The sequence below is a fragment of the Marinobacter sp. AC-23 genome, from assembly GCF_001858325.1.
GTDB lineage: Bacteria > Pseudomonadota > Gammaproteobacteria > Pseudomonadales > Oleiphilaceae > Marinobacter.
Genome location: NZ_MBPP01000022.1, coordinates 1 through 24,091 on the forward strand (window position 1 = coordinate 1; position 24,091 = coordinate 24,091).

General features: G+C 53.7%; 25 protein-coding genes, 1 tRNA gene and 3 pseudogenes. 17 read left to right on the plus strand and 12 right to left on the minus strand.

Going from position 1 to position 24,091, the window contains the following annotated elements:
* Positions 1-141 (plus strand): annotated as a pseudogene (locus BCA33_RS21560) (IS3 family transposase); the annotation flags it as partial.
* Between the two features lie 73 nt (positions 142-214).
* Positions 215-640 (plus strand): GNAT family N-acetyltransferase, encoded by a 426-nt coding sequence (locus tag BCA33_RS08110; protein WP_071264852.1) that lies wholly within the window; start codon positions 215-217, stop codon positions 638-640.
* A gap of 35 nt (positions 641-675) precedes the next feature.
* Here BCA33_RS08110 and BCA33_RS08115 read toward each other — a convergent pair whose 3' ends face one another.
* Positions 676-1,176, minus strand: a complete 501-nt coding sequence (locus BCA33_RS08115) for a lactoylglutathione lyase family protein (RefSeq protein ID WP_071264854.1) — start codon at positions 1,174-1,176, stop codon at positions 676-678.
* Positions 1,177-1,270: 94 nt separating this feature from the next.
* Here BCA33_RS08115 and BCA33_RS08120 point away from each other — a divergent pair, with 94 nt between their 5' ends.
* Both BCA33_RS08120 and BCA33_RS08125 read left to right on the plus strand, forming a co-directional pair.
* Positions 1,271-2,140 (plus strand): LysR family transcriptional regulator, encoded by an 870-nt coding sequence (locus BCA33_RS08120; RefSeq protein WP_071264857.1) that lies wholly within the window; start codon positions 1,271-1,273, stop codon positions 2,138-2,140.
* A 187-nt stretch (positions 2,141-2,327) separates the two neighbouring features.
* Positions 2,328-2,678 carry a RidA family protein gene (locus BCA33_RS08125; RefSeq protein WP_071264896.1) on the plus strand — a complete coding sequence of 117 codons (351 nt, stop codon included), beginning with the start codon at positions 2,328-2,330 and terminating at the stop codon, positions 2,676-2,678.
* Between the two features lie 447 nt (positions 2,679-3,125).
* Here BCA33_RS08125 and BCA33_RS08130 read toward each other — a convergent pair whose 3' ends face one another.
* Positions 3,126-3,836: a siderophore-interacting protein gene (locus BCA33_RS08130; protein ID WP_083394677.1), complete on the minus strand. Its 711-nt coding sequence runs from the start codon at positions 3,834-3,836 to the stop codon at positions 3,126-3,128.
* A gap of 355 nt (positions 3,837-4,191) precedes the next feature.
* Between BCA33_RS08130 and BCA33_RS08135 the strand changes: the two genes are divergently transcribed.
* From BCA33_RS08135 to BCA33_RS08145, 3 genes are all read left to right on the plus strand, one after another.
* The gene (locus tag BCA33_RS08135; protein WP_071264861.1) at positions 4,192-4,620 is read left to right on the plus strand and encodes a MarR family winged helix-turn-helix transcriptional regulator; all 429 of its coding nucleotides are present in this window, start codon (positions 4,192-4,194) and stop codon (positions 4,618-4,620) included.
* A gap of 157 nt (positions 4,621-4,777) precedes the next feature.
* The gene (locus BCA33_RS08140) at positions 4,778-5,068 is read left to right on the plus strand and encodes a hypothetical protein (RefSeq protein ID WP_071264863.1); all 291 of its coding nucleotides are present in this window, start codon (positions 4,778-4,780) and stop codon (positions 5,066-5,068) included.
* Positions 5,069-5,122: 54 nt separating this feature from the next.
* Complete coding sequence (locus BCA33_RS08145; protein ID WP_071264865.1) at positions 5,123-5,863, plus strand: pseudouridine synthase; 741 nt, start codon at positions 5,123-5,125, stop codon at positions 5,861-5,863.
* On the opposite strand, the gene ychF is transcribed toward BCA33_RS08145, so the two are convergent.
* From ychF to BCA33_RS08185, 8 genes and pseudogenes are all read right to left on the minus strand, one after another.
* Positions 5,860-6,951 (minus strand): redox-regulated ATPase YchF, encoded by a 1,092-nt coding sequence (ychF, locus tag BCA33_RS08150; protein WP_071264867.1) that lies wholly within the window; start codon positions 6,949-6,951, stop codon positions 5,860-5,862. The genes BCA33_RS08145 and ychF overlap by 4 nt on opposite strands.
* Positions 6,952-7,064: 113 nt before the next feature.
* Positions 7,065-7,658 carry an aminoacyl-tRNA hydrolase gene (pth, locus tag BCA33_RS08155; RefSeq protein ID WP_071264869.1) on the minus strand — a complete coding sequence of 198 codons (594 nt, stop codon included), beginning with the start codon at positions 7,656-7,658 and terminating at the stop codon, positions 7,065-7,067.
* Between the two features lie 21 nt (positions 7,659-7,679).
* Positions 7,680-8,324: a 50S ribosomal protein L25/general stress protein Ctc gene (locus BCA33_RS08160; protein WP_071264872.1), complete on the minus strand. Its 645-nt coding sequence runs from the start codon at positions 8,322-8,324 to the stop codon at positions 7,680-7,682.
* A 186-nt stretch (positions 8,325-8,510) separates the two neighbouring features.
* Positions 8,511-9,461: a ribose-phosphate diphosphokinase gene (locus tag BCA33_RS08165; RefSeq protein WP_071264874.1), complete on the minus strand. Its 951-nt coding sequence runs from the start codon at positions 9,459-9,461 to the stop codon at positions 8,511-8,513.
* 52 nt (positions 9,462-9,513) lie between these two features.
* A tRNA-Gln gene (locus BCA33_RS08170) sits at positions 9,514-9,588 on the minus strand.
* 19 nt (positions 9,589-9,607) lie between these two features.
* Positions 9,608-10,471, minus strand: a complete 864-nt coding sequence (gene ispE / locus BCA33_RS08175; RefSeq protein WP_071264876.1) for a 4-(cytidine 5'-diphospho)-2-C-methyl-D-erythritol kinase — start codon at positions 10,469-10,471, stop codon at positions 9,608-9,610.
* Positions 10,468-11,102, minus strand: a pseudogene (lolB, locus tag BCA33_RS22700) (lipoprotein insertase outer membrane protein LolB). Before lolB ends, ispE begins: the two are co-directional and overlap by 4 nt.
* Positions 11,103-11,214: 112 nt before the next feature.
* A complete protein-coding gene (locus BCA33_RS08185; protein WP_254774267.1) occupies positions 11,215-12,858 on the minus strand; it encodes a tetratricopeptide repeat protein in 1,644 nt (547 codons plus the stop codon).
* A 248-nt stretch (positions 12,859-13,106) separates the two neighbouring features.
* On the opposite strand from BCA33_RS08185, the gene hemA reads away from it, so the two are divergent.
* The 4 genes from hemA to BCA33_RS08205 are packed head-to-tail and all read left to right on the plus strand — an operon-like array spanning position 13,107 to position 17,076.
* Entirely contained in the window at positions 13,107-14,396 is a 1,290-nt protein-coding gene (gene hemA / locus BCA33_RS08190; protein ID WP_071264878.1) for a glutamyl-tRNA reductase, read from the plus strand.
* Positions 14,393-15,481, plus strand: coding sequence for a peptide chain release factor 1 (gene prfA / locus BCA33_RS08195; RefSeq protein ID WP_071264880.1), 1,089 nt, complete (start codon positions 14,393-14,395; stop codon positions 15,479-15,481). The genes hemA and prfA overlap by 4 nt, the downstream gene beginning before the upstream one ends.
* Positions 15,474-16,340 (plus strand): peptide chain release factor N(5)-glutamine methyltransferase, encoded by an 867-nt coding sequence (gene prmC / locus BCA33_RS08200; RefSeq protein WP_071264882.1) that lies wholly within the window; start codon positions 15,474-15,476, stop codon positions 16,338-16,340. The genes prfA and prmC overlap by 8 nt, the downstream gene beginning before the upstream one ends.
* On the plus strand, positions 16,327-17,076 hold the full coding sequence (locus tag BCA33_RS08205) for a molybdopterin-synthase adenylyltransferase MoeB (protein WP_071264884.1): 750 nt from the start codon (positions 16,327-16,329) through the stop codon (positions 17,074-17,076). The genes prmC and BCA33_RS08205 overlap by 14 nt, the downstream gene beginning before the upstream one ends.
* Here the strand turns inward: BCA33_RS08205 and phrB are convergent.
* Complete coding sequence (gene phrB / locus BCA33_RS08210; RefSeq protein ID WP_071264887.1) at positions 17,073-18,491, minus strand: deoxyribodipyrimidine photo-lyase; 1,419 nt, start codon at positions 18,489-18,491, stop codon at positions 17,073-17,075. The two genes, BCA33_RS08205 and phrB, sit on opposite strands and share 4 nt — an antisense overlap.
* Positions 18,492-18,647: 156 nt before the next feature.
* Here phrB and BCA33_RS08215 point away from each other — a divergent pair, with 156 nt between their 5' ends.
* From BCA33_RS08215 to BCA33_RS08240, 6 genes and pseudogenes are all read left to right on the plus strand, one after another.
* Positions 18,648-19,457 (plus strand): hypothetical protein, encoded by an 810-nt coding sequence (locus BCA33_RS08215; RefSeq protein WP_071264889.1) that lies wholly within the window; start codon positions 18,648-18,650, stop codon positions 19,455-19,457.
* Between the two features lie 51 nt (positions 19,458-19,508).
* Positions 19,509-20,369 (plus strand): mechanosensitive ion channel family protein, encoded by an 861-nt coding sequence (locus BCA33_RS08220; protein ID WP_071264898.1) that lies wholly within the window; start codon positions 19,509-19,511, stop codon positions 20,367-20,369.
* Positions 20,350-20,847 carry an ATP-dependent zinc protease gene (locus tag BCA33_RS08225; protein WP_071264890.1) on the plus strand — a complete coding sequence of 166 codons (498 nt, stop codon included), beginning with the start codon at positions 20,350-20,352 and terminating at the stop codon, positions 20,845-20,847. The genes BCA33_RS08220 and BCA33_RS08225 overlap by 20 nt, the downstream gene beginning before the upstream one ends.
* Entirely contained in the window at positions 20,844-21,749 is a 906-nt protein-coding gene (gene rimK, locus BCA33_RS08230; RefSeq protein ID WP_071264891.1) for a 30S ribosomal protein S6--L-glutamate ligase, read from the plus strand. Before BCA33_RS08225 ends, rimK begins: the two co-directional genes overlap by 4 nt.
* A gap of 3 nt (positions 21,750-21,752) precedes the next feature.
* Positions 21,753-22,816, plus strand: a pseudogene (locus tag BCA33_RS08235) (succinylglutamate desuccinylase/aspartoacylase family protein).
* Between the two features lie 15 nt (positions 22,817-22,831).
* A complete protein-coding gene (locus tag BCA33_RS08240) occupies positions 22,832-23,257 on the plus strand; it encodes a secondary thiamine-phosphate synthase enzyme YjbQ (protein ID WP_071264892.1) in 426 nt (141 codons plus the stop codon).
* Positions 23,258-23,286: 29 nt separating this feature from the next.
* Here BCA33_RS08240 and BCA33_RS08245 read toward each other — a convergent pair whose 3' ends face one another.
* On the minus strand, positions 23,287-23,979 hold the full coding sequence (locus BCA33_RS08245; protein WP_071264894.1) for a hypothetical protein: 693 nt from the start codon (positions 23,977-23,979) through the stop codon (positions 23,287-23,289).
* Between the last annotated feature and the right edge of the window lie 112 nt (positions 23,980-24,091).

The following is a 24,091-nucleotide window of genomic DNA, read 5'->3' on the forward strand; positions in this document are numbered from 1 at the left end:
AAATACAGTCGCACGTCTGAGGCGATGACGAACGTGGCAGACAACCTGCTGTGGCGTCAGTTTGCAGCGTCGGCTCCAAACCTGAAGTGGACGACCGACATTACCTACATCTGGGTGAATGGCTGCTGGCTTTATTTGGCGACGGGGTAAGTCCAATGCGCATAACCGAGTGTCTATTTTTCGTGGGTAGGACCAAAGTAAGGCACACCTTGCCATGGCAGAGTTATTAGAATTTGAGACCGAGCGGCTACATTTGCGGCAATGGCGCGAAAGCGATTTCGAGCCGTTCGCTACTCTTAACGCTGACCCACAGGTTATGGAGTTCTTTCCCGAACCGCTGAGTCGTCAGGCAAGTAATGAAGTGGCGGACAAAATTCGCTCGCTCATTGAGCGGCGCGGTTGGGGGTTCTGGGCATCAGAGGCTGCATTTGGTTCGCTAAATGTTGCGTTTCAACGGCTGGAGTTACCTGAGATTGTCTCCTTTACCACAGTTGGCAATCGGCGGTCGCGTCGTGTCATGGAGCGCATCGGCATGCAGTACAGTGGCGAGTTTGAGCATCCCAGTTTACCCGAGGATAGTCTGTTGCAGCCGCATGTACTTTATCGTTTACGACGAGAGCAATGGGACGTAAAAGCCTAACAATTAGCTCCAGTTCGTTCTGCACTTCCCCCACTTCAGTAGGCGCCCTCGCTGTATATCAGCTCATAGCTGTGGCTATAAACCTCAACAATATTTCCAAACGGGTCTTCCATATAAATCATGCGATAGGGTTTCTCTCTCGGATAATAGTAGCGAGGTTTCTCCATGCGCTTTTTACCACCTGCGGCCACAATACGTTCTGCAAGTTCTTCAACGTTCGGGTCCTGCACGCAGAAGTGAAAAACTCCGGTTTTCCAATACTCGAAATTGTCTTTCGGGTTGGTTTGGTTTTTGAACTGAAAAAGCTCCACGCCAATTCGATCTCCGGTCGATAGATGAGCGATACGGAAGCTTCCCCAGCCTGCTCCGAATACATCCGTGCACATCTCCCCGATGGCGCTGTCGTCCTCTTCGATCTCGGTTGGTTCCATAATCAAATACCAACCCATTACTTCCGTGTAGAACTTAACGGCGCGCTCAAGGTCTGGCACGGATATGCCGATGTGTGAAAAATTTCTTGGGTAAACGTTGCTCATTGCTTGTACTCCTTTAGTAAGACTGAGGACAGGTTACATAGCGCCTATAATCACGTAAAATTATCATTTGTTGTTGATATAATCACAGGATGTAATGATAAATATTACTTGGTTACGCAGCTTTTGCACGTTAGTTGAAGTTGGCCATTTCACTCGTACGGCTGAGCGCCTCCACATGACGCAGTCGGGGGTGAGCCAGCATGTGCGCAAGCTGGAGGAGCAACTTGGCGCGGAGTTGCTTGTGCGGCAGGGCAAACAATTCTCGCTCTCGGATACCGGCGAAAGGCTATACGCCGACGCGCAGGGCATTCTCTTTGCGTTGTCGAATCTGGAGCTGAGCGTCGGAGAGGACCCTCCCTATGAAGGGGTTGTGCGGATGATGTCTCCCGGGAGTGTCGGGCTTAAGCTTTATCCGCATTTATTGGCGTTGCAGAGCAAGCACCCGAAGCTCATTATCGATTACCGGTTTGCGCCCAATACCGATGTGGAAAACGCAATCGCTGAATCTACGGTTGATATTGGATTCATGACGGAGAAATCCACCCTGGCGGACGTAAGTTGCACCCCTGTCGCGCAAGAGTCGCTGCTGCTAGTGACACAGGCTGCAGTCGAAGAACCGGATTGGGACGATCTGATGACCCTTGGCTTTATTGACCATCCCGACGGAAGTCATCACGCCAACCTGCTTCTTGGTGCCAATTATCCCGAGTTTCAGCACAGTCATCTGTTTCCCAGAAAGGGATTCTCTAACCAGATCGGTTTGATTCTGGAGCCGGTCAGCATGGGTTTGGGTTTTTCCGTCTTGCCGGCACATGCGGTTGAAGCCTTCCAAAAGCCCGCACGCATTAAAGCTCATCGACTTGCTAGCCCGGTCAGCGAGACGCTATATCTTTGCGCTCTGCGGCATAGGACGCTTCAGAGGAGAATGGAAACGGTAATTGCTGAAGTCAAACGATGGCTCTAAGCTGGATTGGCATTTAACACAGTCACGGCGAGGGCTACTACACTGGGGTAGGTCCACTGCGGCTTTAGCGAAAAATTTGGATGGTTGAAGGATAAGTATGGCGGTAGTATCAACATATAGCCAAGCGCAGCACTATGCAGCCTTGGGCTGCCGTACATTCATTACCTTTCTCAATCAGGCGACAGCAATGACTATAGAGCGTATTTCCCCTAATAACCGCATGAGCAAGATCGTAAAACATAATGGCACCGCTTACCTTTGCGGTCAGGTCGCGAAGGATAGGAACGCTGACATTCATACCCAGGTGACCGGGATGCTGGAGAAAGTGGACGAGCTGCTGGAGAGTATCGGTTCCGGCCGCGACAAAATTCTGTCGGCAACGATCTACCTAGCTGATATGGCTGACTTCCAAGCCTTGAACGAAGTGTGGGATAACTGGGTGCCTGAAGGCGAAGCTCCAGCAAGGGCCTGTGTTCAAGCTCAGATGGCGTCTCCGGAATTGCTGGTAGAAATTTCGGTAGTTGCTGCGACGTCTTGACCCGAGAAATGCAATGCCGCGCAGGCTGCCGCGGTGCTACGCTCCTTTAGCCGCAAAGCTCCGCGTTGAGGCTGTAGAAAAACCCCAAATCAGGTTAGTGGCTACATCCCGGCCAGCGAATTCCAGTTCTCTCCTGTTGCGATGGCGTGCCAGGAGCCCACTTCCAGGGCCAGTGGCAATTATATTGCCTGGTGCACAACATTGAGAAACTGGCGAATTACGGGAAGATAGCGGCATGATGCTGGGCTATGGTAGCCAGAAACAGTTCTTAGATGGCTGATTGATGGGCTTTGTGAACTGAATATCGCTAACGCTCAGTTGTGATCGGCGAACGAGCAAACCTGCGTTAGTTGATCGCACGTGACGAAAAACAAAAAGGTGGCTACGGATCGGACTCTGAGAAGGGTTCTTCTGCAGCCTCGTTATGTGCCTTGAGATGCTTCACATTTAAGCCTTCCAATACCCTGAAATGTAAGTTTCCTTGCTGATGTAACCTAGCTTTGTTTTTAGCTGGTTCTTGATCGCTTTCGTCTGTCCAGTTTCCCCAGCTACAAATATTGCCGGGTTGCCACCTCTCCACGTCAAATTTTCAAGGCCTTCAAGCAAGGCGTTTTTGTTCAGGTTATCATTGATCAGCCATTGCACCTCTACGCCGCTGGGCGCTGCAATAATAAGTTTATCCTTTACTGTAGGAACCTGAAGAAAAGCTGTGCCAACAGCCGTTGCAGGTAATTTTTCTAGAATAGCTGCTGCGGCAGGTAATGCCGTAAGGTCTGCCATAATTAAATGCCAGTCGGCATGATAGTTTGTGTACTTAGCTTCACCTGGGCCTGCGACTCCCAAGTAGTCGCCCAGCTGAGCATTCTTAGCCCAGTTTGTCGCGAGTCCTTCATGGTCGTTCACGGCAAAATCTACCGTCAATTCTTTTGTTTGGTTGTTAAAAGCGCGCACAGTATAGGAGCGCATCCACTGCTTAAAACCTGTATAAATGCCGAGCTTTGGCTTGTTTTGTCCTGGGCTAGGAAATATAGCCTTAAAGTGCGCACTTTCCTCGCCAGCTGGAAAGTCGTTTAGATCATCACCTCGCAAGACAATACGTCGCATATGTGGCCCGATATCTTCAATGTAGGCGACTTGTGTCATTCTCATCTTTTTCATATTCGTTACTCTCAGTTCTTTGTTTAGCTAGCCATAAATTTTTCAAGCCGGGGTTTCAGCACTAGTGGCATCATTAATGCCATGAATAGCCCAAGAGGTAGGGCTGCAATAAAAGCCAGTAATTGTTTGATTGAGAATTTTATTACCGTTAGGTATGACCCATTGAAGGAATTTGCTGGTGATGGTCATATTAGAATTTTCTGATACAACGGGAGTTTCAGTGAATCAACTTTCATGACGGTGTCTGACATGTATTTTTCCTCAAAATCTTGAGTTCGCTTATCATTTGGTTGATAATAGCAACCATAACAAATGTAGTTGACACTGTCAACTACTGCGATTTGAGGTTTGTACCATGTTCAATGCCATCACGGTTGAGGCGACTTTTCATTTAGCCCACGCAATCAAGCAACAGCTTAACAGTCAACTGGAAACCCAAAAGTTGGGTATTGCAGCGATGCACGTAAGGGTCTTAAAGGTTATTGGTAAATCAAATTCTTCTACGGCAATTGATATTGCAGGCCTTTTTAAGCGTGACAAAGCGCAGATTACTCGCTTGGTTAATCAGCTTATTGATCAGGGATTTGTTCAAAAGACGCCTAACCCTGACGACAAACGGAGTCAGCTTCTGGAACTAACCTCAGCAGGCCGGGCTCTACAAGAAAGATTACGGACTCTATCTGATGACATGGAAAATCAAATGGCTCAGGGCATTGAGGCAGAGGATCTGGATACCTTTACGAAGGTTGCTCAGAAGATGACAAGAAACCTAGCAAGCCAGTGAAATACTTGAAATCATACCTAACAAAGCTATCAAAAATCGTTCAGGCCAAAAAATGTCCTCTACTGGACGCGCTAACGGGTCGTCGCTGCGCTTCGCGTTTTGCTAATTCTTCTTTCAATGCTCGCTCAAGCATCGCACAGCTAAGGAACATGCCCTCATGCAATTAGAAAAATCTAAAAAGAGAATAGCCAAGAAAGTGAAGATGGGATTTCAGGGCTATCCAACACTTGGTATCACATACTTTGGACCGAACGATGGACTGGCGACAGAGGTTGTCCTTGAGTTCGTCTCTGAAGAAGGCGCAGAGCCGCAAACCGAAAAATTCACCACTGAGAGTGATATACGAGAGAATGAGGCCATCCAGTCTGCAATCGTAAAAACCATGGAAAGGTCGGGTGCACAATCGGTTACGCTACGCGAAGGCGTGGTCTGCACGGGTAAAACATAAGATCGGTTCACTCTATAAGTAAATCTCTGGCCATACCGGGAGGGCATTTCCCCCATGAAGTCCAAGACCCACCGGCTCGACCGGTTTATTAGCCAGAATAGCGACTTTTCGATTTCAGATACCCGCCTTTTAATCGCACAAAAACGGATTGTTCTGGATGGGCGGGTGGCGAGTTCAATTCAACAGAAGGTGGGGGAGTTCACTCAGGTTGTGTTGGATGGTCAGTGCTTAAATGATAATAAGCCCGTTTATATTATGCTGAATAAGCCCCGAGGGGTGGTTAGCGCGACTAAAGACCCTAAGCACGCGACCGTTTTAGATCTCATTAAGCACCCTCAAAAGAGCGAGCTGCACATTGTTGGGCGCCTTGACTTCAACACAACCGGATTGCTGCTGCTGACCAACGATGGAGCTTGGTCGCGTAAGATAAGTCTGCCTGAAACAAAGTTGGCAAAAACCTATGAGGTGACTCTGTCTAAACCATTAAGTGACGAGTATGTGGTGGTGTTTCGAGAGGGTATTTATTTTGCTTATGAAAACATTACAACTCGGCCTGCATGCCTGGAAATACTCTCTGATTACACGGCCAGGCTTTCACTGGTTGAAGGCAAGTATCATCAGGTGAAGCGAATGTTTGGTTTTTTTCAAAACCAGGTGCTGGCACTTCATCGGGTCTCTGTCGGGAGTATTTTGCTGGAGGGGCTTGAGGTGGGCCAGAGCAGGGCGCTAACAATAGACGAGCTGGGTTGCCAAACGCCTGCTTGGCAACCCTGTAGCCTGGGCAGGTTGGGTTAGACGTTAAAGCGGAAGTGAATTACGTCGCCATCCTTAACAATGTACTCCTTACCTTCCAGGCGCCATTTCCCGGCTTCTTTCGACCCGGCTTCGCCGTTGAATTTCACAAAGTCGTCATAGCCGACGATTTCTGCGCGGATGAACCCGCGTTCAAAGTCAGTGTGGATGACAGCCGCTGCTTGGGGCGCGGTAGCGCCGATTTTTACAGTCCAGGCCCGCACTTCTTTCACACCTGCGGTGAAATAGGTCTGCAGACCCAGCAAGCTGTAACCCGCGCGGATAACCCGGTCGAGGCCAGGCTCTTCCATGCCCATTTCTCCAAGGAACATGCTTTTTTCGTCGTCTTCCAGTTCCGAGATTTCTGCTTCAATTTTGTTGCAGATGGGCACCACAATGGCGTTCTCTTCGGCTGCAATTTCGCGCACGGTGTCCAGGTAGGGGTTGTTCTCGAAGCCGTCTTCGCTCACGTTGGCGATGTACATCGTCGGCTTGATGGTTAACAGGCACAATTCGCGGATGAGCAGCAGCTCGTCTTTATCCAGCCCCATGCTACGTACTGGCTTGCCTTCGTTCAGTACAGGCAGCAGGCGCTCAAAGATTTCGATCTGAGCCTTGGCCTCTTTATCACCGCCTTTGGCAATTCGCTGCACACGCTTGATGGATTTTTCAACGGTATCCATGTCTGCCAGTGCAAGCTCGGTGTTGATGATCTCAATATCCGCCGCCGGGTCTATTTTGTTGGCGACGTGAATAACATTGGGGTCGTCAAAGCAGCGAACCACGTGGGCAATGGCTTCGGTTTGGCGAATGTTGGCCAGGAACTGGTTGCCCAGGCCTTCACCTTTGGATGCGCCTTCAACCAGGCCCGCAATATCCACAAATTCCATGGTCGTGGGCACAGTGCGTTGTGGGTTTACGATAGCGGCCAGTTTATCAAGCCGGGGGTCGGGCATGGCGACCACGCCAGCGTTAGGCTCGATGGTGCAGAACGGGAAGTTTTCCGCGCCAATGCCTGCTTTGGTCAGTGCGTTGAACAGGGTGGATTTGCCGACGTTGGGAAGGCCGACGATGCCGCAGTTAAAACCCATGGAGTGCCTCTGCTGGTGCTGTAAAATTTGGCCGGATTATACCGGTGTCCGGCGGCGGATACGAATAAGGGATATCAGGGGTGGTGGTTTAGCCCAAAGTGCAATGGGCAGGCTCAGTCTGTGGCGGTCTTGAAACTGTGCAAACGGTTCATGGCTGCGGCGAGGTTGCCAGAAGCCGCATCGGGCAGTACCCGCATGATTTCGTTGAATACTGCGCTCAGGTCTTCTGTTTCACGCTTGCCCAAACGGCCAAGCACGTAGCCGGTTACTTTACGGCTGTCGCCGGGGTGACCAATGCCAATGCGCAATCTCTGGAATTCTTTGGTACCCAGATGGGCGATGGTGTCTCTCAGCCCGTTGTGTCCGCCATGGCCTCCGCCTTTTTTTAGCTTGGCGGTACCTGGGGGAAGGTCCAGCTCATCGTGAGCGATCAGAATCTGAGTAGGGGGGATCTTGAAGAAATCCGCGAGGGCTTTTACAGACAGGCCGCTGCGGTTCATAAACGTAGCGGGATTCAGCAGGTGAAGCTCAATGCCTTGCCACTGAATGCGGGCGTAATGCCCATGGTATTTCTTTTCGGGGCGGAGCGACTGGCCCGCATCGCGGGCCAGTGCTTCAACGAAAAGGGCGCCGGCATTATGGCGGGTATTCTCGTAGTCGGAACCTGGGTTACCCAGCCCAACCACCATGACAATATCCTGTGCCATCTGCCAACGCCTCCGGAGTGATTACTCCTTGCTTTCGCCTTCTTCGCCTTCAGCTTCGTCTTCTGCTTCGTCAGTTTTGACGCCTTTCGGCTTACTGACAGACACAACGGCTTGGTCGTGTTCTGCGTCGTGCTGCAGGGCAGGAATACGAACGCCTTTCGGAAGTTTCAGGTCGCTCATGTGAACGATCTGATCCATCTCGATGTCAGCCATGTCGATTTCGATGAACTCAGGTAGGTACTGCGGCAAGCAAGCTACCTCAACCTCGGTCATCAAACGGAAAGCAACACCACCAAAGGTCTTGATCGCCGGAGCTGTGTCTTCGTTCAGCAGGTGCAGCGGAACGTGAACAAAGATTTCCTGATCTTTTTCAACGCGCTGGAAATCTGCGTGAGTCAGCAGCAGCTTGTACGGGTGGCGCTGAAGATCCTTCATGATCACGCTTTCTTTCTTGCCATTGAGTTCAATGGTAAGAATGTGAGAGAAGAATGCTTCGTTTTCCAGAGCTTTTTTCAGCTCGTTGTGCCAGATGGAAATCGCAGTAGCTTCTTTACCAGCACCGTAAATGATGGCTGGAATTTTACGTTCTTCGCGACGCAGGCGGCGGCTCGCACCTCTCCCCTTGTCGTCACGAGGAAATGCTTCAATAACAAAGTCCTGAGACATGGTTTGTACCTCAATCGTCACCTGAACTGCCCGCGACCAGGCGTTGGGACAGGTGATGTTTCCGAAAAGCCGGATTATTCCGGCTGACTAAAAGAGTCGGGAGCCTGTTTAGGCTCCCGACTCGGTAACTTCTTAATGGCTGCCAATAACGTGCTGTTTTCCCGCGAATTACGGCTAAATGCCTACTTAGGCATTTTCAAACAGGGCGCTAATGGATTCTTCGTTGCTAACCCGGCGAATAGATTCTGCGAGCAGTCCGGCCATACTAAGGGGGCGGATTTTAGCACAGTTCTTCGCTTTGTCACCCAGCGGAATCGTATCGCACACAACCAGTTCGTCCAGTGTTGAGGCGTTGATGTTTTCAATCGCCGGGCCGGAGAGAACCGCGTGGGTAATGTAAGCCACTACGCGAGAAGCCCCGCGCTCTTTGAGTGCGTCGGCCGCTTTGCACAGGGTACCTGCAGTATCCACAATGTCGTCGACCAGAATGCAGGTCTTGTCCTTAACGTCACCAATAATGTGCATAACTTGGGAAACGTTAGCTTTCGGTCGACGCTTATCGATGATGGCAAGATCTGCGTCGTCCAGGCGCTTGGCAACAGCGCGGGCTCGCACAACGCCACCTACGTCTGGTGACACCACCACAAAATTCTCGAACCGCTGTTTGTCGATGTCCTCAAGCAAGACCGGCGTGGCGTAGATGTTGTCTACTGGTACGTCGAAAAAGCCCTGAATCTGATCAGCGTGAAGGTCTACGGTCAGTACGCGGTCAACGCCAATGCTTGAGATCATATCGGCAACGACTTTTGCACTGATGGCAACCCGGCTGGAGCGCACACGGCGATCCTGACGAGCGTAGCCATAATACGGAATGACTGCTGTGATGCGTGATGCAGAGGCACGGCGCAGGGCGTCGGCCATCACGATCAGTTCCATCAGGTTGTCATTCGTGGGGTGGCACGTGGGCTGGATGATAAAGACATCGTGGCCACGTACATTTTCATTGATTTCTACGGTGGTTTCGCCATCACTGAAACTGCCTACAGTGGCCTCTCCCATGGGTATATGGAGTTTTCGGGCAATGGCATGGGCAAGCTCTGGATTGGCGTTGCCTGAGAAAATCATCAGTTTTGACACGATGGCATCCTTCTCGTTTTCGGCGGTTGAGTCAGAAGAATCGGGAGAAAAATGGCTGGGGTGGCAGGACTCGAACCTGCGCATGACGGGATCAAAACCCGTTGCCTTACCACTTGGCGACACCCCAAAATCGTGCTTCTTTGGCATCATTTTAGCTCTGTTAGCTTTTGGTGAAGAGGTGATATGTTCACCCCTTTAGCTACGAACCCCGTGATGCCGGAAGGTTTGCTTTCCCAGATGATCCGGGTTGCGGATTCTGTAGGGAAACGTCCAAATATGCAAGCCCCGGTTCCGGTTAATCTTGCAGGTCCGAATTGTGTGAGCCATTCCATGCCCTGATTGACCTCAGGATATAGTCTTCTTACCACATCTTCACAGTCGTTTCGGTACCTCGAGGCGTCTCCCTCAAAAGCGGGCGCTATTCTGATTCTAGGGGTGTCTCTTGTCAAGCCTTGTGCTGAAAATATCTTTCCTGTGTGGATGTCGCAGCGGGGTTTTAGAACCAAAAACCAGTCTTCCGGAGGCAGTGCCGGAGTTAGTTTTTCTCCCACACCTTCACCAAAAGCGGCGTGTCCGTGTACAAAAACCGGTACATCGGCACCCAGTGTCAGGCCTATTTCAGCCAGTTCATCAAGCCCAAGCCCAAGCTTCCATAGGTGGTTCAGCCCAAGCAAAGTGGTGGCCGCGTTGGAGCTTCCGCCGCCGAGCCCGCCCCCCATGGGCAGGCGCTTCTCAATGCTGATGTTCACGCCGGGGAGCTCGCCTGATGCTTTTCTTGCAAGGGCGTGGGCGGCCCTGAGGATCAGGTTGTCTTCGTCTGGAACGCCAGCGATGGGGTTCTCTAGCCTCACACCAGGTTGCCCAGGCGAAAGGGTGAGCGTGATGTCGTCGCCGTAATCAAGAAACTGAAACAGCGTCTGGAGCTCGTGGTAGCCATCTGGTCGCCGGCCAACGATGTGCAGAAAAAGGTTCAGTTTGGCGGGTGACGGCAGGGTTATCGATGCCGTCACGGATTCAGCTCTTGCCAGCTGCTGACCACAACGCGTACCCGCTTCTTTTCTTTCAGGGCGGTGACCCGCGCAGGCAAGGCGGGTTTGTCGCCTTGTGGCTGATGCCAGCGGTCGTAACGGATCTCCCAGCCGGCTTGGCGAATCATTGCCAGCTCACCCTTGTCGTCAAACAGCAGGCGGAAATCGCCATCTGGTGCCGGTAGGCCGCGTATCCACCATGTCAGGCTTTGGAGGGGCAGCTGCCAGCCGGTAGCGGCTTTTATCAGGCTTCCGGGTCTCCAGAACGATAGGTCTCGCCGTTGGAGAGCCTCAATTCGATGAACCCGGGCATGCCCTTTAACGTTGTGCTGCCCATGCCCAGAAAGGACGACGATAAGGCTAGGTTGTAAGCTTCGCCTTCTTGTATCCAGTGATTGATGATGGCAGTGCCGCTGTCTGAGGGTTGGCGCACTGCCAGTTTTCCCAACAGCTGCCAGTGGTCAAACTGGCTAAGCTCTGCGGAGCGATTCTGCCAGTCGGCTGGTGGTTGGTCGGTTAACCCTTCTGGCAATGGTTCTAGCTGAATGGTTGTGCAGGCGCTCAGGCCTGCGATCAGTAGCAGAGCGGTGCAGGCGCGAAAAAGCCTGTGCATCATTGGTCACCATTGTTGGTCAGCCGGTCAATGGTCTCCTTCAGCACGGTGTGATCCGCATCCTGCTCAAGCCCTTCCTTCCAGATAATCTGGGCTTGCTCCTCGGCGCCACTCATCCACAAGGCTTCGCCGTAATGGGCAGCCACTTCCGGGTCGGGATAGCCGCCCATGCGCGGGAAAGGTAGTTCAGGGCGGGTTCGATTTGGCCTTCCTGAAGAAGTACCCAGCCCATGCTGTCGAGAATGGCCGGGTTTTCAGGGTCCAGGGCCAGAGCCTGCTCAATGTAGCCGCGGGCTTCTTTCAGTCGGTCTGTTTGGGTTGTGAGTATGTATCCCAAAGCGTTAAGGGCGACCGCGTTTTCGGGATCGTTCTCAACAATCCGCTTGAGGTCTGTTTCGGCTTTGGCAGGCTGCTCCAGGGCGTCGAAGAGCATGGCCCTGGCATAGCGAATCTGTAAGTTTTCGGGGTACTCTTCAAGTGCGCTAGAGGCCGCTTCAAGAGCTTCTTGCTGCAGGCTTTGATCGAGCAAAAGATTAACCTCAAGCAGCCAGAACTTTTCGGCTTGTTTGGGATTGTCGCTGCGCATGGAGCGAATATTTTCTAAAGCCTCGTCCAGTTTGCCCTCTGCGGTCATCAATGCACTGGCGCGGGCCAGGGCAGGGAAGTAATAGGGGCCCTGTTCCACGCTTCGATAGTACCCAATAGCCTGCTCTGTGTTGCCAGCTTCGTCTTCAATTCTGCCTAGGTAGTAACTGGCTTCACTGGTGTGGTGGCCCTGTTCAGTTAGTTGGGTGAGCTCTTCTTTGGCAAGCTCGGGCTGCCCGTTTTCCAGCGCGACAAGTGCATGAGAAAGCCGTATGCCCGGATTGTCCGGGAAGCGCTTCGCAAGGCGGCCGAATTCATCCTGGGCGGCCTGCAGCTCGCCTTCGCTAATCAGCATGCGACCATAAAGAGTGCCCATTTGGCGGTTGGCCGGAAAGCGCCTGGTATTAATCATTAGGTGCTCGAGGGCTTCGTTTTCTCGGCCGGTTTGGTACAACAAGTCGCCTTTCAGGATGATGGCTGGCTGAAAATTGGGCTTGTCAGCAAGCAGCGGCTCCAGGCGGTTAAGGGCTGTTTGGGGATCGCCTGTGATTTTTAACAGCAAGGCGATGCTGTATTCCAGCTCGGGTGTGTTTGGATGGCGGTTTGCCATTTTCTCGTACAGGGCTAGCAGTTCCTGTTGCTGTTCTGGTGGCAGGTTTCCGGCCATGGCTGCAAGGCTGTCGAAGTCGGCGTCTTCACCTTGGTCCAGGATTTGTTCCATGTACCCCAGGGCGGCTTCAAGCTCGTTACGTTTAACGGCCTGAATGGCAGAAACCCGAAGCGCCTGCAGGTTGTCTGGGTCTATATCCAGCCATAGCTCGGCCAGCTGCTTTTGGGCGTTGTCGCCATTGAGTGACTGGGCAATACGCATGGCCCGTTCAATGACTTTTTCATCTTTGGACTGCTGTGCGGCTCTAAGATAGTTAACGAGAGTAACGTCGTACCGGCCCCGCTGAGCGGCTATTTCGGCTGAAAGCAGCAGGTATAGTGTTTCCGGCTCAAAGTCTGCGTACTCTATGGGCGTCTTACTGTTACCCTGAGTGGTGTCTTGCTGCGACTCAGTGGTGGTTTCATCGACAGCAGGCGAGTGTTCAGAACCGGTTATACTGGCGCAACCTGACAGTGAGAGGCCAAACAGACAGCTAACCAAAAGCGGTGCGGATTTATACATGCAACTTCCCGTGATTTATTGGCTACGCACCCTGAGTAACCCGGAACCCCTCTTTTTTTGAGCTGAGTCGGGCTCCGGCGTGCGCCGATTCCCTATAATGGCATAAGCTCCTGTTCTTGCCCAACCTGTCCGCACTTCCCGAAGCGCAAGTGGTTTTGGGTGGCAGCTGAAGGCTCTGGGCGCTAAAATGGCTATAATAATGGTGCTTGCGCACACAGTTCATCGGTAGAGGATTGTAGAACCAATAAATGGCACTGCTAACGCTGGGAATTAATCACCGCACCGCCCCTGTTGAGCTAAGGGAGCGAGTCGCGTTTACGCCTGAGCGTATGTCAGAGGCATTTGCAGAGTTGCGGGCGGCGTCTGGCGCCAGTGAGGCTGCCATTCTTTCTACCTGTAACCGCACTGAGCTATATCTGGCAGGCGATGATGACTGTGCGCCACTGGTTCTGCGCTGGCTGGCGGGGTTCCATGGCTTGGAAGCCGCCGAGCTTGAAGAAGTGCTTTATATACACCGTGATGCAGATGCCGTGCGGCACATGATGCGTGTTGCAGCCGGGTTAGACTCTATGGTGCTGGGCGAACCTCAAATTCTCGGCCAGTTGAAAGATGCCTACGCTCTGGCTCGTGAGCACGGTGGAAGCGGCTCGTTCCTCTCCCGCATGTTTGAGCATACGTTCTCCATTGCCAAGCGCGTTCGCACGCAGACCGCCATCGGTGAAAATCCTGTTTCTGTCGCCTATGCGGCCGTAAGCATGGCCCACCGCATCTTTGCTGACATGTCCCACAACACAGCGTTGCTGATTGGCGCCGGCAAAACCATCGAATTGGTTGCCCGCCACCTTTCCGATGCCGGTGTGAAGAACTTTATTGTTGCCAATCGCACGCTGGAGCGCGCCCAGGCGCTGGCAGAATCCAGAGGTGGCCGAGGTATTCTGCTTTCTGAAATTCCAGGCTACCTGGCAGAGGTGGATATTATTATTTCGTCCACTGCCAGCCCGCTGCCAATTCTTGGTAAGGGCGCGGTGGAGAGATCCCTGAAGAAACGTAAGCACCGGCCGTTTTTCATGGTAGATATTGCTGTACCCCGAGATATAGAGCCCGAGGTTGCGTCTTTGGCAGATGTTTATCTTTATACCGTGGATGATCTTCGCCAGGTTATTGAGGAAAACGTTCGCACTCGGGAAGGTGCTGCCCGGGAGGCTGAGAACCTGATAGCAGATGGCGTGCAGGAATTTCTTAGCCAGCTGCGTGCACTGGATGCGGTTTCCACGCTGAAGCAGTTCCGACAGCGCGCGGAAGTACTGCGAGACATAGAAACGGAAAAAGCCCTGCGCGCTTTGCGCAACGGAGGCGACCCCGAAACCGCTTTGCGCAGCCTTGCGCGGGGCCTTACAAACAAACTCCTGCATGAACCCTCTATTCAGGTTCGCAAGGCCACCACCGAAGGGCGCACCGAGGTGACAGAATGGCTGAGAGAGCTACATCAGCTTGATATGTTGGACGCAGACGCGACGACCACCCCGGAAAAAATATGAAATCATCGATACAGTCCCGCCTCGAGCAGCTTGTTGAGCGCTACGAGGAGGTGAGTGCTTTGCTCAGCGATCCCACAACCATTGCCCAACAGGACAGATTCCGGGAATTATCCCGGGAGTATTCCGAGATTGAGCCTGTGGTGCAGTGCTTTCAGGCTTGGAAGCACTCGCAGGACGATGTTAGTGAGGCAAAAGAACTGGCGAAAGATGGCGATGCGGACATGCGCGAGATGGCCGCAGAAGAACTTGAGATTGCCGAGCAAAAAACCGAAGAGCTGGATGAAGAGCTGCAGCGTTTGATGTTGCCGAAAGATCCGAACGACGGCAAAAACGTGTTCCTGGAAATCCGGGCAGGCACCGGCGGCGATGAGGCGGCCATTTTTGCAGGCGATCTGTTCCGCATGTATAGCCGTTACGCTGAGCGTCAGCGTTGGCAGATAGAAATACTGAGTGAGAACGAAGGTGAGCACGGCGGTTACAAAGAGGTGATTGCGAGGGTTGCGGGTGGTGGTGTGTACGGTGCGCTCAAGTTTGAATCCGGCGCACATCGGGTGCAGCGAGTTCCTGAAACGGAATCTCAGGGGCGTATCCACACCTCAGCTTGCACTGTGGCGGTTATGCCAGAGGCAGATGAGGCCGAGGCCGTTGAAATCAACAAGGCAGACTTGCGCGTGGATACCTTTCGCTCCTCCGGCGCCGGTGGCCAGCACGTTAACAAAACCGATTCTGCCATTCGGATCACTCACCTGCCAAGCGGCATAGTGGTGGAGTGCCAGGAAGAGCGGTCGCAACATAAGAACCGAGCCAAGGCCATGAGTTTTCTCGCTTCGAGGCTGCAGAATATTGAAACCGAGCGTCAACAAAAAACCATGGCAGAAACCCGTAAGAGCCTGGTGGGTAGTGGCGATCGCTCTGAGCGTATCCGCACCTACAACTTCCCCCAGGGCCGGGTAACCGATCACCGGATTAACCTTACGCTCTACAAGCTTGACGATGTGATTGCCGGCGATCTGGGTTCCGTGGTTGTTCCTCTTCAGCAAGAGCACCAAGCGGATCTTTTGGCCTCGCTTTCCGACGATGAATAAGCCTTTACCAAGTTGTGAAGCATTGCTGGACGATGCGGTTCGCCGAATTGCCAGTGATACGCCCAGGCTGGATGCCGAGCTACTTCTTTCCCATGTAAGTGGTCTGAACCGATCAAGCTTTCGCGCCTTCCCTGAGCGAGAGTTGGACGCGGCACAGGTAACGGAATTTGAAGGCCTGGTGGCTCAACGGGTGCAGGGAATGCCCATTGCGTATCTTTTGGGGCATCAAGAGTTTTGGTCACTTCCATTGAAAGTGAGCAGCAACACTCTGATTCCCAGGCCGGATACCGAGTGTTTGGTAGAGCAAGCCCTGGAGTTGCCTTTGCCAGATAATGCCCGGGTTCTCGATTTGGGCACCGGCACCGGCGCCATCGCCTTGGCATTGGCTAGCGAAAAGCCGACCTGGTTAGTCACCGCCTGCGATCTGCAAGAAGGCGCAATCACGCTAGCAAAGGCTAATGCCTGGGAGCTGGAGTTGGCGGTGAATGTTTTTCAGAGCAGTTGGTTTACCGGATTACCCACGGACAGTTTTGATTTGATTGTATCCAACCCTCCTTATATAGCCTCTGGCGATCACCACCTCGGCGAGGGTGATGTGCGCTTTGAACCTGCCTCTGCACTGGTAGCCGGTGCCGATGGCCTTGATGATATTCGCCAGATTGTGGCTGAAGCACCGGCCTGGCTGAACAGCGACGGCTGGCTCCTTTTAGAGCACGGTTTTGATCAAGCCAAGGCGGTCCGGGCTGTGTTTTCTGAGCATGGGTTTACAAGCGTGGAAACCCGGAAGGACTATGGCGATAACGACCGAATGACGCTAGGGCAGTGGGCCCAACAAGGAGCTGCTGATGCTGAACGATGAAGAACTCCTGCGTTTTAGTCGACAAATACTCATGCCACGTTTCGACATTGCGGGCCAAGAGGCGCTGAAATCTGCCCGCGCAGTGGTGGTTGGTTCTGGTGGCCTTGGTTGCCCGGTTGCACTGTACTTGGGTGCTGCAGGCGTTGGGCATTTAACACTGATAGACGATGACGTTATCGAACTGGCAAACCTGCAGCGCCAGATAGCGTTTGAGACGGCTCAAATTGGTGAGTCCAAAGCAGAACGGTTGGCCGCCCGGGTACGGAGCATTAATCCCTCGGTGTCTATTTCGGTGGTGAGCCGTCGCCTTGATCTGGACGGCTTTGCCCACGAAGTGGCGGGTGCCAGCCTGGCGCTGGACTGTTCGGATAACTTCAGCACCCGCTTTGCTCTGAACCGGGCGTGCGTTGCCGCCGGTGTTCCGCTGATCTCCGGCGCAGCTATCAGGGGCGAAGGCCAGCTCAGCGTATACGACAGCAGGCAACCGGAGTCCCCGTGTTATCACTGCCTGTATCCCGAGCAGGGCAATGAAGACCTGACCTGTTCCGAGGCAGGCGTGATTGCGCCACTGGTCGGCATGATCGGCTCCGCCCAAGCCATGGAAGCCATCAAGGTAATTTCTGGTGTTGGCAGGCCCCTTGTAGGCCGTTTGCTGATTCTGGACGCCTGGGAAATGCAGTGGCGCGAAATGAAACTTAGCAAAGATCCCGATTGCCCTGTTTGTTCCTCGGTCTAGCCTTTTAACGCCTGAAATTTGGCTATCGCCTCCTTCCTGCTTTCCTTCAGATCCACGATCGGCCTTGGGTATCCGCCTGGGGTAACACCGCCTTTCGATGGATCGTGGATGCGCTTGTTATCCAGCTTTGCCAGCTCAGGCACCCACTCACGGATAAACTCTCCCTTCGGATCAAAACGCTCACTTTGCGTAACCGGGTTGAACACGCGAAAGTAGGGCGCGGCGTCTGTGCCGGTAGATGCGCTCCATTGCCAGCCGCCGTTGTTGGAGGCCAGAAAGCCATCCACCAGTTTTGACATGAAGTAAGCCTCGCCCAGCCGCCAGTCGATAAACAGGTTTTTGGTCAGGAACATTGCGGTAACCATGCGCAGCCGGTTGTGCATCCAGCCGGTCTGGTTGAGTTGACGCATGGCGGCGTCAACCAGGGGGATGCCGGTGTTGCCTGATTTCCACGCCTCAAAGTGCTCACCCGGGTGGTTCCATTGCAGTGCTTCGGTTTCCGGTTTGAAGGCCCGATGCATGCTGACCCGTGGGCAGTGGTAAAGAGTATGAATATAAAAGTCCCGCCAGGCGATTTCGTTTATCCAGGTTAGCAACCCTTCCTGATTGCCCCCCATGCCCTGCGCCTGCCGCGCAGCGATTAGGCACTGGCGGCCGGAAAGCACGCCGTTGGCCAGGTAAGGGGAAAGCTGGCTGGTGCCATCAAGGGCCGGGAAATCTCTTTGTTCTTTGTAGGCGCCCCCGTGTTCGCTGAGGAAGCGCTCCAGTTGCGAATGCGCTGCATCCTCGCCGGTTTCAACCAACGCTGGCGGAGCATCTTGAAAGCCTTCAGGAATATGCGTTATACGCGCCGGCACAATGGCGCTTCCCAGGGCTTCAGGAACCGGATAGGGCGTTGGCTGGTTGTCGTCAATCCAGCTGCGCCAGCGGCGGGAGAAGGGTGTGAATACGGAATAGGGCTCGCCTTGGCCAGTCAGTATTTCGCCTACCGGCGCCACGGTCTGGTCACGGTACTTGCGGGTTGCTATGCCTAATGCCTCAAACTGGTGCTTCAAGGCTTTGTCGCGCTTGCGTTCGTTAATGCCATACTCTTCATTAAAGTGGAGCTGTCGAACGCTGTGTTTCCGGCAGTGTGTTTCAAGCGCCACGAGGCTATCGCTGAAGCGTTCAGCCTCTATAAAACAAAGCGGTATGCCAAGCTTTGCCAGTTCCTCAGCCAGGGCATTTGCATGGGCGACGACAAACTGCACCCGAGCCGGTGACCAGTCGTGCTCCTGCCATTGGGCCGGTGTGAGAATGAAGCAGGCACGAACGTCCGCAACACCTCCCGTTTTACCGGATTCTTTACAGGCGGCGGTAAGGGCCGGGTTGTCGGCGATTCGCAGGTCGTTTCTGAACCATACCAGTTGTGTCATGGGTAATTCCGTATCGTGTTCCGGCGTTGAATGTAGGGGTAATTACATCGCACTGTGGCAATAAAATCACGTAGTTAGATATTCGCCCGGGGTTGCCGATTGGATTATAGTTAGCACAACTTTATCACCCGTATACGTAAGGGATTTGCAGCGTTTATGGACAACGAAACTGAAAGCCGGCGTGACGGTGTCTGGGCTCAGCCGTACGAGCTTGCCTCTGGGCAAACCCAGCACCATAAGCTTGGGCATGTGCGGCTGTGGGTCACCCTGTTGGATAAAGAGTGGCAAGTGCGCACCGAAACCCGCGCGCCTGAAACCGACCCCGTGGGTTGGACCGAATCTGTAGGCTATCAGCTGCCGCTCACCAGCGTGTCCTTGCAGCGATTTGTTCGGGAAGGGGACGCATCCACGGTAACCTTCATACCGGCAGTAGCCAATCTGCCAACGGTGATTCGCCCTTATCACCCGCTGACCATCCCTGGCGGCACTCGGTGTACGATATACGTAGGAACGGTTGTTTGGATGAAGGTCTGTGTCGGGCAAAGCCAAACCCTTTTAACAGAGGTTCCTCTGGCGGTGCCATCGCTTACCTGGGTGGGGCGAAATACCATGGAGGGCGAGCTATGTTACTCGTCGTCCAACTTTGGTCGTTTGGTGCTTGAGGCAGTGCCAAAGCGGGCCTGGCGGGCCGTGACTCCGGTCACGATTATTAACCGCAGGACAGAGCCCTTGCTACTGGAGCGCTTCAGCCTGCCTACACCGTTACTGTCTTTGCATCAGAATGACCGCGGGGAGCTGTGGACTCCAGGGGTGGTTGTAGAGGTAGCCACCGATATGAATTCAGCAAGCCTGCATGTAGACGAAGGGTTGCTCGTGGCCGCCGGCCCTTGCCAGCAAGTTGCGCCGGCCCGGGAAAAGGCTTCCAGAGGTCGCCTGGTGCGAGCTATTGACCGAGTGTTTGGCTAATGCATATTTTACGGAGCAATGATTGTGGCTGAAGAGCTGAAAACGGGTGCCATGAGTGTGTTTTCCGACATAGCCTGGGGGCAGTGGATCAGCTCGGGTTTTTTGCTGGTTCTCGGCATTGTTCTCGCGTCACTGGCTGCACGTAGTGTTTCACGGGTAATGGCCAAGCGCAGCTCTCGGCACCATACCGTTATGGTTCGGCGGCTGGTGTTTTACGTTATCTTTATACTGTTTGGTGTGGCAGCACTCAGAGAAGCCGGGTTTTCACTGGATGTGGTTTTGGGCGCGGCAGGTATTCTTACCGTCGCCATCGGTTTTGCGTCGCAAACATCCGCATCGAATATGATCAGCGGCTTGTTTCTGCTCGTTGAAAAGCCCTTTGAAATCGGAGACTTCATCGAGGTGGAAACCATCATGGGCGAAGTGGTGGGGATCGACATGCTCAGCGTAAAACTGCGCACCAGAGACAACCTTTATGTACGCATTCCCAATGAAACACTGATCAAAACGCCGGTTGTTAACCGTTCACGTTTTCCTATTCGAAGGATCGACCTTCAGGTGGGGATTGCCTATGCTGAAGATGCGGAGAAAGTAGAAACTCTGCTGCTGGAACTGGCAGAAAAGAACCCCGCCTGTCTGGAAGAGCCCAAAGCGTTTGTGTTGGTAACAGCATTTGGCCCTTCTTCGGTGGACTTGCAGTTTTCTTTTTGGGTGCCAAAAGACAAGGTGCTTGAAGGCAAAAGCGGTATGCTCGTTGCTATAAAGAAAACTCTGGACAAGGCGGGCATAGAAATACCTTTCCCGCACACCAGTATCTATGCTGGCAGTCATTCCGAGCCCTTCCGAGTGCAGTTAATGGCGCCGGGGAAATCCACTGAAAAGGAACTGTTGGATGTCGAAAAAGACAGTTGAAGCCATCAAAACTATTGAGCCGACACCTGCTGACAACAAAGTCAGCCTGGGCTGGCGGGAATGGGTGGCGCTGCCGGATCTGGATATTAACCGCATCAAAGCAAAGGTAGATACCGGAGCCCGAACCTCCTGCCTGCATACCTTCCGCACCGAACCCTATACCAAGGATGGCGAGCGGCGGGTTCGGTTTTGGGTCCACCCGGTGCAGAATGAAATGCACCAGTCAGTGGAGTGTGATGCCCGGGTACTTGATGAGCGTGAAGTGTCGGATTCTGGCGGCCACAAAGAGCTGCGACTGGTGATTGAAACCACATTGATGATTGGCGGCCATAGCTGGCCCGTTGAAATGACGCTTACGAATCGGGATACCATGCGGTTTCGTATGCTGATTGGGCGCACCGCGATGGAGGGCCGATCCATGATATATCCTGAAGCTTCCTATCTCGCCGGGGAACCGGCTTTAAGGCCTGAAAAATGAAAATTGCAGTTCTGTCCCGTAACCGGCATTTGTACTCAACCCGTCGCCTGGTGGAAGAAGGGGTTAACCGTGGTCATGAAGTGAAGGTGATTGATTGCCTGCACTGTTCCATGAACATCACATCCGCCAACCCGAAAATTCATTATCACGAAGAAGTGCTGGAAAATTTTGACGTGATTATTCCCCGTATCGGGGCTTCCGTTACCTTCTATGGCACAGCGGTTCTGCGCCAGTTTGAAATGATGGGAACCTTCCCCGTGAACGAGTCTGTTGCCATCACCCGTTCACGGGACAAACTGCGCTCCCTGCAGTTGCTTGCCCGGAAAGGTGTTGGCATGCCCATAACTGGCTTTGCCAACAAGCCGGATAACGTGCCCGAATTGCTGAAAATGGTGGGCGGTGCACCCGTGGTGATAAAGCTTTTGCAGGGCACCCAGGGCATTGGCGTTGTGCTGGCGGAAACCCGCACAGCGGCAGAAAGCGTGATTGAAGCTTTCATGGGCCTCAAGGCCGACATTCTTGTGCAGGAATTCATCAAGGAAGCCGGCGGTGCTGATATTCGCTGCTTCGTGATTGGCGATAAAGTAATCGCCGCTATGAAGCGCCAGGGCGCCGAGGGTGAGTTCCGCTCTAATTTGCACCGTGGGGGCAGCGCGTCCTTGGTTCGTATTACGCCGGAAGAGCGCAAAACGGCCATTACAGCCGCAAAAGCCATGGGCCTGAACGTGGCTGGTGTGGATTTGTTGCGGTCAAGCCGTGGCCCACTGGTAATGGAAGTGAATTCCTCGCCCGGCCTGGAAGGCATAGAAAACGCTACCGGTAAAAACGTAGCGGGCATGATCGTGAACTGGATTGAAAAAAATCAGGCGCCTTGGCGCACAAAAACCAAAGGCAGAGGTTAATCGATGGCGCGAGCGCCCTTTGAAATGGCCGGAGTTCAGGTTCAGCCGGGCACCCGGCAAACCATAGAAATTACCGTAGCGAAGCTGTATACCCATACGCCCCTGACCATACCGGTAGAAATTGTGCACGGGCGCCGAGATGGTCCGGTGTTGATGGTTTGTGGCGCGATACACGGTGATGAAATCTGTGGCGTAGAAATTGTGCGCCGGGTGCTGACCAACTCTGCGCTTCGCCATGTGCGTGGCACATTGGTGGCCGTGCCCATTGTAAACATCTTCGGTTTTTTGCAGCGCAGCCGTTATTTGCCAGACAGGCGCGACTTGAACCGTTGTTTTCCCGGTACCGAATCTGGCTCCCTGGGCGGGCGAATAGCTTACCTATTGCGCACCCAGATTATGGAGCACGTAAGCCATATCATTGATTTGCACACAGGCGCGATTAACCGCTTCAACCTGCCGCAAATTCGTGCGGAGCTGAAGAACCCGGAAACCACGCGAATGGCTGAAGCCTTTGGGGCGCCGGTCATTATTAACGCAGGCCTGCGCGATGGCAGCCTGCGCGCCTATGCAGACTCCCTGGATATTCCCGTTATTACCTACGAAGGTGGCGAAGCCCTGCGCTTTGACGATGTGGTTATCGGCAGTGGCGTAAAAGGCGTGATGCGCGTGATGCGCGAGTTGGAAATGTTGCCGCCATTGAAAGGCAGGAAAAGCCTGAAAAAACGCTCGGAAATCGCCGCCAACTCCCAGTGGGTGAGGGCGGATATAGATGGCATTATGCGGCCCGTGGCCAAACTCGGCCAAAAAGTACGCAAAGGTCAAAAACTGGCCATGGTGGCTGACCCGTTTGGGGCGTCCGAAACGGCCATTACCTCACCCTGTTCTGGCATCGTAATTTGTGTGAACAACCTGCCTTGGTAAATGAAGGGGAGGCGATTTATCACATCGCACGATTTGATGAATTGAACGAAGCGGAAAAGGCCATGGATTACTTCCGCAGCACCTTTGATGCGGAAACGACCGAAGCTTCTGTGCCCGTGCACCCTTGGGATGACCTTCAGAAATAACCTTCAGGAGCCGTGATGATCTGGGATCAGACATTTGTTGAGTTGGCGCCGCTGCCACGGGGATTTCATTTGGTATCCAATGAAATCCTCGCCCAATCGCCAGACCTGACCAACTGCGAAGTAGGGCTTTTACACCTATTCATCCAGCATACTTCGGCTTCGCTGGCCGTGAACGAAAATGCGGATCCGGATGTGCGCGGCGACCTTGAACGCCACTTTAACGTGATGGTGCCAGAGAGGGCACCGCACTATGAGCACGTGATGGAGGGGCCGGACGACATGCCGGCCCATATCAAGAACGTTCTCATTGGCCCATCACTCACTCTGCCTGTGCATCATGGCCGTTTGGCCCTGGGAACCTGGCAGGGTATTTATCTTTGTGAACACCGAGATCGGGCCGATGGCCGACGAATTGTGGCTACGTTGCAGGGGCGCTGGTGAGCAGCTTTGCGCCACTCCCAGCTCTGTGATCACATACTGGCAAGCGGCTCAACCGGGAACCATTCGGTTACACCCTCAATAAGGCTGCGTTTATCGCCGATGCTTATGGGTATCTTCCAGCGCTTAACCACGCCAGATCGGGTTGGGTCTTCAACCGTATCGGCATAGGCCGCACGAGGTTCGATCCAGCCATAGCTACTGCCGCCTGAAACCTGCGCCCAGCGTACTTCCGCATCCGCCTTGTTCGCGACGAACGACGGGGCGCCAGCAGGGGCGACCATGCCCCAGGTTGGGCTGTGACGGTTGGCTTCAACGCCTTGTGGCGAGAAACGCAGGAACGGCTCGCCTTGCTCGCCCATCAACGTTAACGGTGAATCGCCGCGGTAAGACAGGAAAAGCCCCGGGCGGGCACTGCCGGGCATGGCACGAACCAGCGCCTGACCTTTCAACGCACCCACATCCACTACTTGTGCCTGAACGATACCGACGGCAGTGGGTACATACTCGAAGCGACCGGATATTACGCTTTCAGTGTCGCCCAGCCGCACTGGCACCGACCATTGGCCGACGAATGCACGCTCACCTGATTCAACGACCTCATGGGGCAGATCGATCGCATCGGTACGCAGCCGCAGGTCGAACCAACCCCAGTTAGGCGTGGCTTCAACGACCGTCCAGCGTGGATCGCCGGAAGCATCTGCCGGAATCGCGCCGGGCGCCATGAGGGTGTTGGTACGGTGAAATGCCGCCGTGCCAAGTCTCCCTCGGTATTTTCCGCAATGCGCAGGAAAAGCCGGCCTGATTCATCCTCGATGGTCAGCGCCTTACCCGTGG

Excerpts from the sequence above, each read along its gene's own strand:
- BCA33_RS08110 (WP_071264852.1), top strand. The coding sequence starts at position 215 with ATGGCAGAGTTATTAGAATTTGAGACCGAGCGGCTACATTTGCGGCAA.
- BCA33_RS08115 (WP_071264854.1), bottom strand. The coding sequence starts at position 1,176 with ATGAGCAACGTTTACCCAAGAAATTTTTCACACATCGGCATATCCGTG.
- BCA33_RS08120 (WP_071264857.1), top strand. The coding sequence starts at position 1,271 with ATGATAAATATTACTTGGTTACGCAGCTTTTGCACGTTAGTTGAAGTT.
- BCA33_RS08125 (WP_071264896.1), top strand. The coding sequence starts at position 2,328 with ATGACTATAGAGCGTATTTCCCCTAATAACCGCATGAGCAAGATCGTA.
- BCA33_RS08130 (WP_083394677.1), bottom strand. The coding sequence starts at position 3,836 with ATGAAAAAGATGAGAATGACACAAGTCGCCTACATTGAAGATATCGGG.
- BCA33_RS08135 (WP_071264861.1), top strand. The coding sequence starts at position 4,192 with ATGTTCAATGCCATCACGGTTGAGGCGACTTTTCATTTAGCCCACGCA.
- BCA33_RS08140 (WP_071264863.1), top strand. The coding sequence starts at position 4,778 with ATGCAATTAGAAAAATCTAAAAAGAGAATAGCCAAGAAAGTGAAGATG.
- BCA33_RS08145 (WP_071264865.1), top strand. The coding sequence starts at position 5,123 with ATGAAGTCCAAGACCCACCGGCTCGACCGGTTTATTAGCCAGAATAGC.
- ychF (WP_071264867.1), bottom strand. The coding sequence starts at position 6,951 with ATGGGTTTTAACTGCGGCATCGTCGGCCTTCCCAACGTCGGCAAATCC.
- pth (WP_071264869.1), bottom strand. The coding sequence starts at position 7,658 with ATGGCACAGGATATTGTCATGGTGGTTGGGCTGGGTAACCCAGGTTCC.
- BCA33_RS08160 (WP_071264872.1), bottom strand. The coding sequence starts at position 8,324 with ATGTCTCAGGACTTTGTTATTGAAGCATTTCCTCGTGACGACAAGGGG.
- BCA33_RS08185 (WP_254774267.1), bottom strand. The coding sequence starts at position 12,858 with ATGTATAAATCCGCACCGCTTTTGGTTAGCTGTCTGTTTGGCCTCTCA.
- hemA (WP_071264878.1), top strand. The coding sequence starts at position 13,107 with ATGGCACTGCTAACGCTGGGAATTAATCACCGCACCGCCCCTGTTGAG.
- prfA (WP_071264880.1), top strand. The coding sequence starts at position 14,393 with ATGAAATCATCGATACAGTCCCGCCTCGAGCAGCTTGTTGAGCGCTAC.
- prmC (WP_071264882.1), top strand. The coding sequence starts at position 15,474 with ATGAATAAGCCTTTACCAAGTTGTGAAGCATTGCTGGACGATGCGGTT.
- BCA33_RS08205 (WP_071264884.1), top strand. The coding sequence starts at position 16,327 with ATGCTGAACGATGAAGAACTCCTGCGTTTTAGTCGACAAATACTCATG.
- phrB (WP_071264887.1), bottom strand. The coding sequence starts at position 18,491 with ATGACACAACTGGTATGGTTCAGAAACGACCTGCGAATCGCCGACAAC.
- BCA33_RS08215 (WP_071264889.1), top strand. The coding sequence starts at position 18,648 with ATGGACAACGAAACTGAAAGCCGGCGTGACGGTGTCTGGGCTCAGCCG.
- BCA33_RS08220 (WP_071264898.1), top strand. The coding sequence starts at position 19,509 with ATGAGTGTGTTTTCCGACATAGCCTGGGGGCAGTGGATCAGCTCGGGT.
- BCA33_RS08225 (WP_071264890.1), top strand. The coding sequence starts at position 20,350 with ATGTCGAAAAAGACAGTTGAAGCCATCAAAACTATTGAGCCGACACCT.
- rimK (WP_071264891.1), top strand. The coding sequence starts at position 20,844 with ATGAAAATTGCAGTTCTGTCCCGTAACCGGCATTTGTACTCAACCCGT.
- BCA33_RS08240 (WP_071264892.1), top strand. The coding sequence starts at position 22,832 with ATGATCTGGGATCAGACATTTGTTGAGTTGGCGCCGCTGCCACGGGGA.
- BCA33_RS08245 (WP_071264894.1), bottom strand. The coding sequence starts at position 23,979 with ATGGCGCCCGGCGCGATTCCGGCAGATGCTTCCGGCGATCCACGCTGG.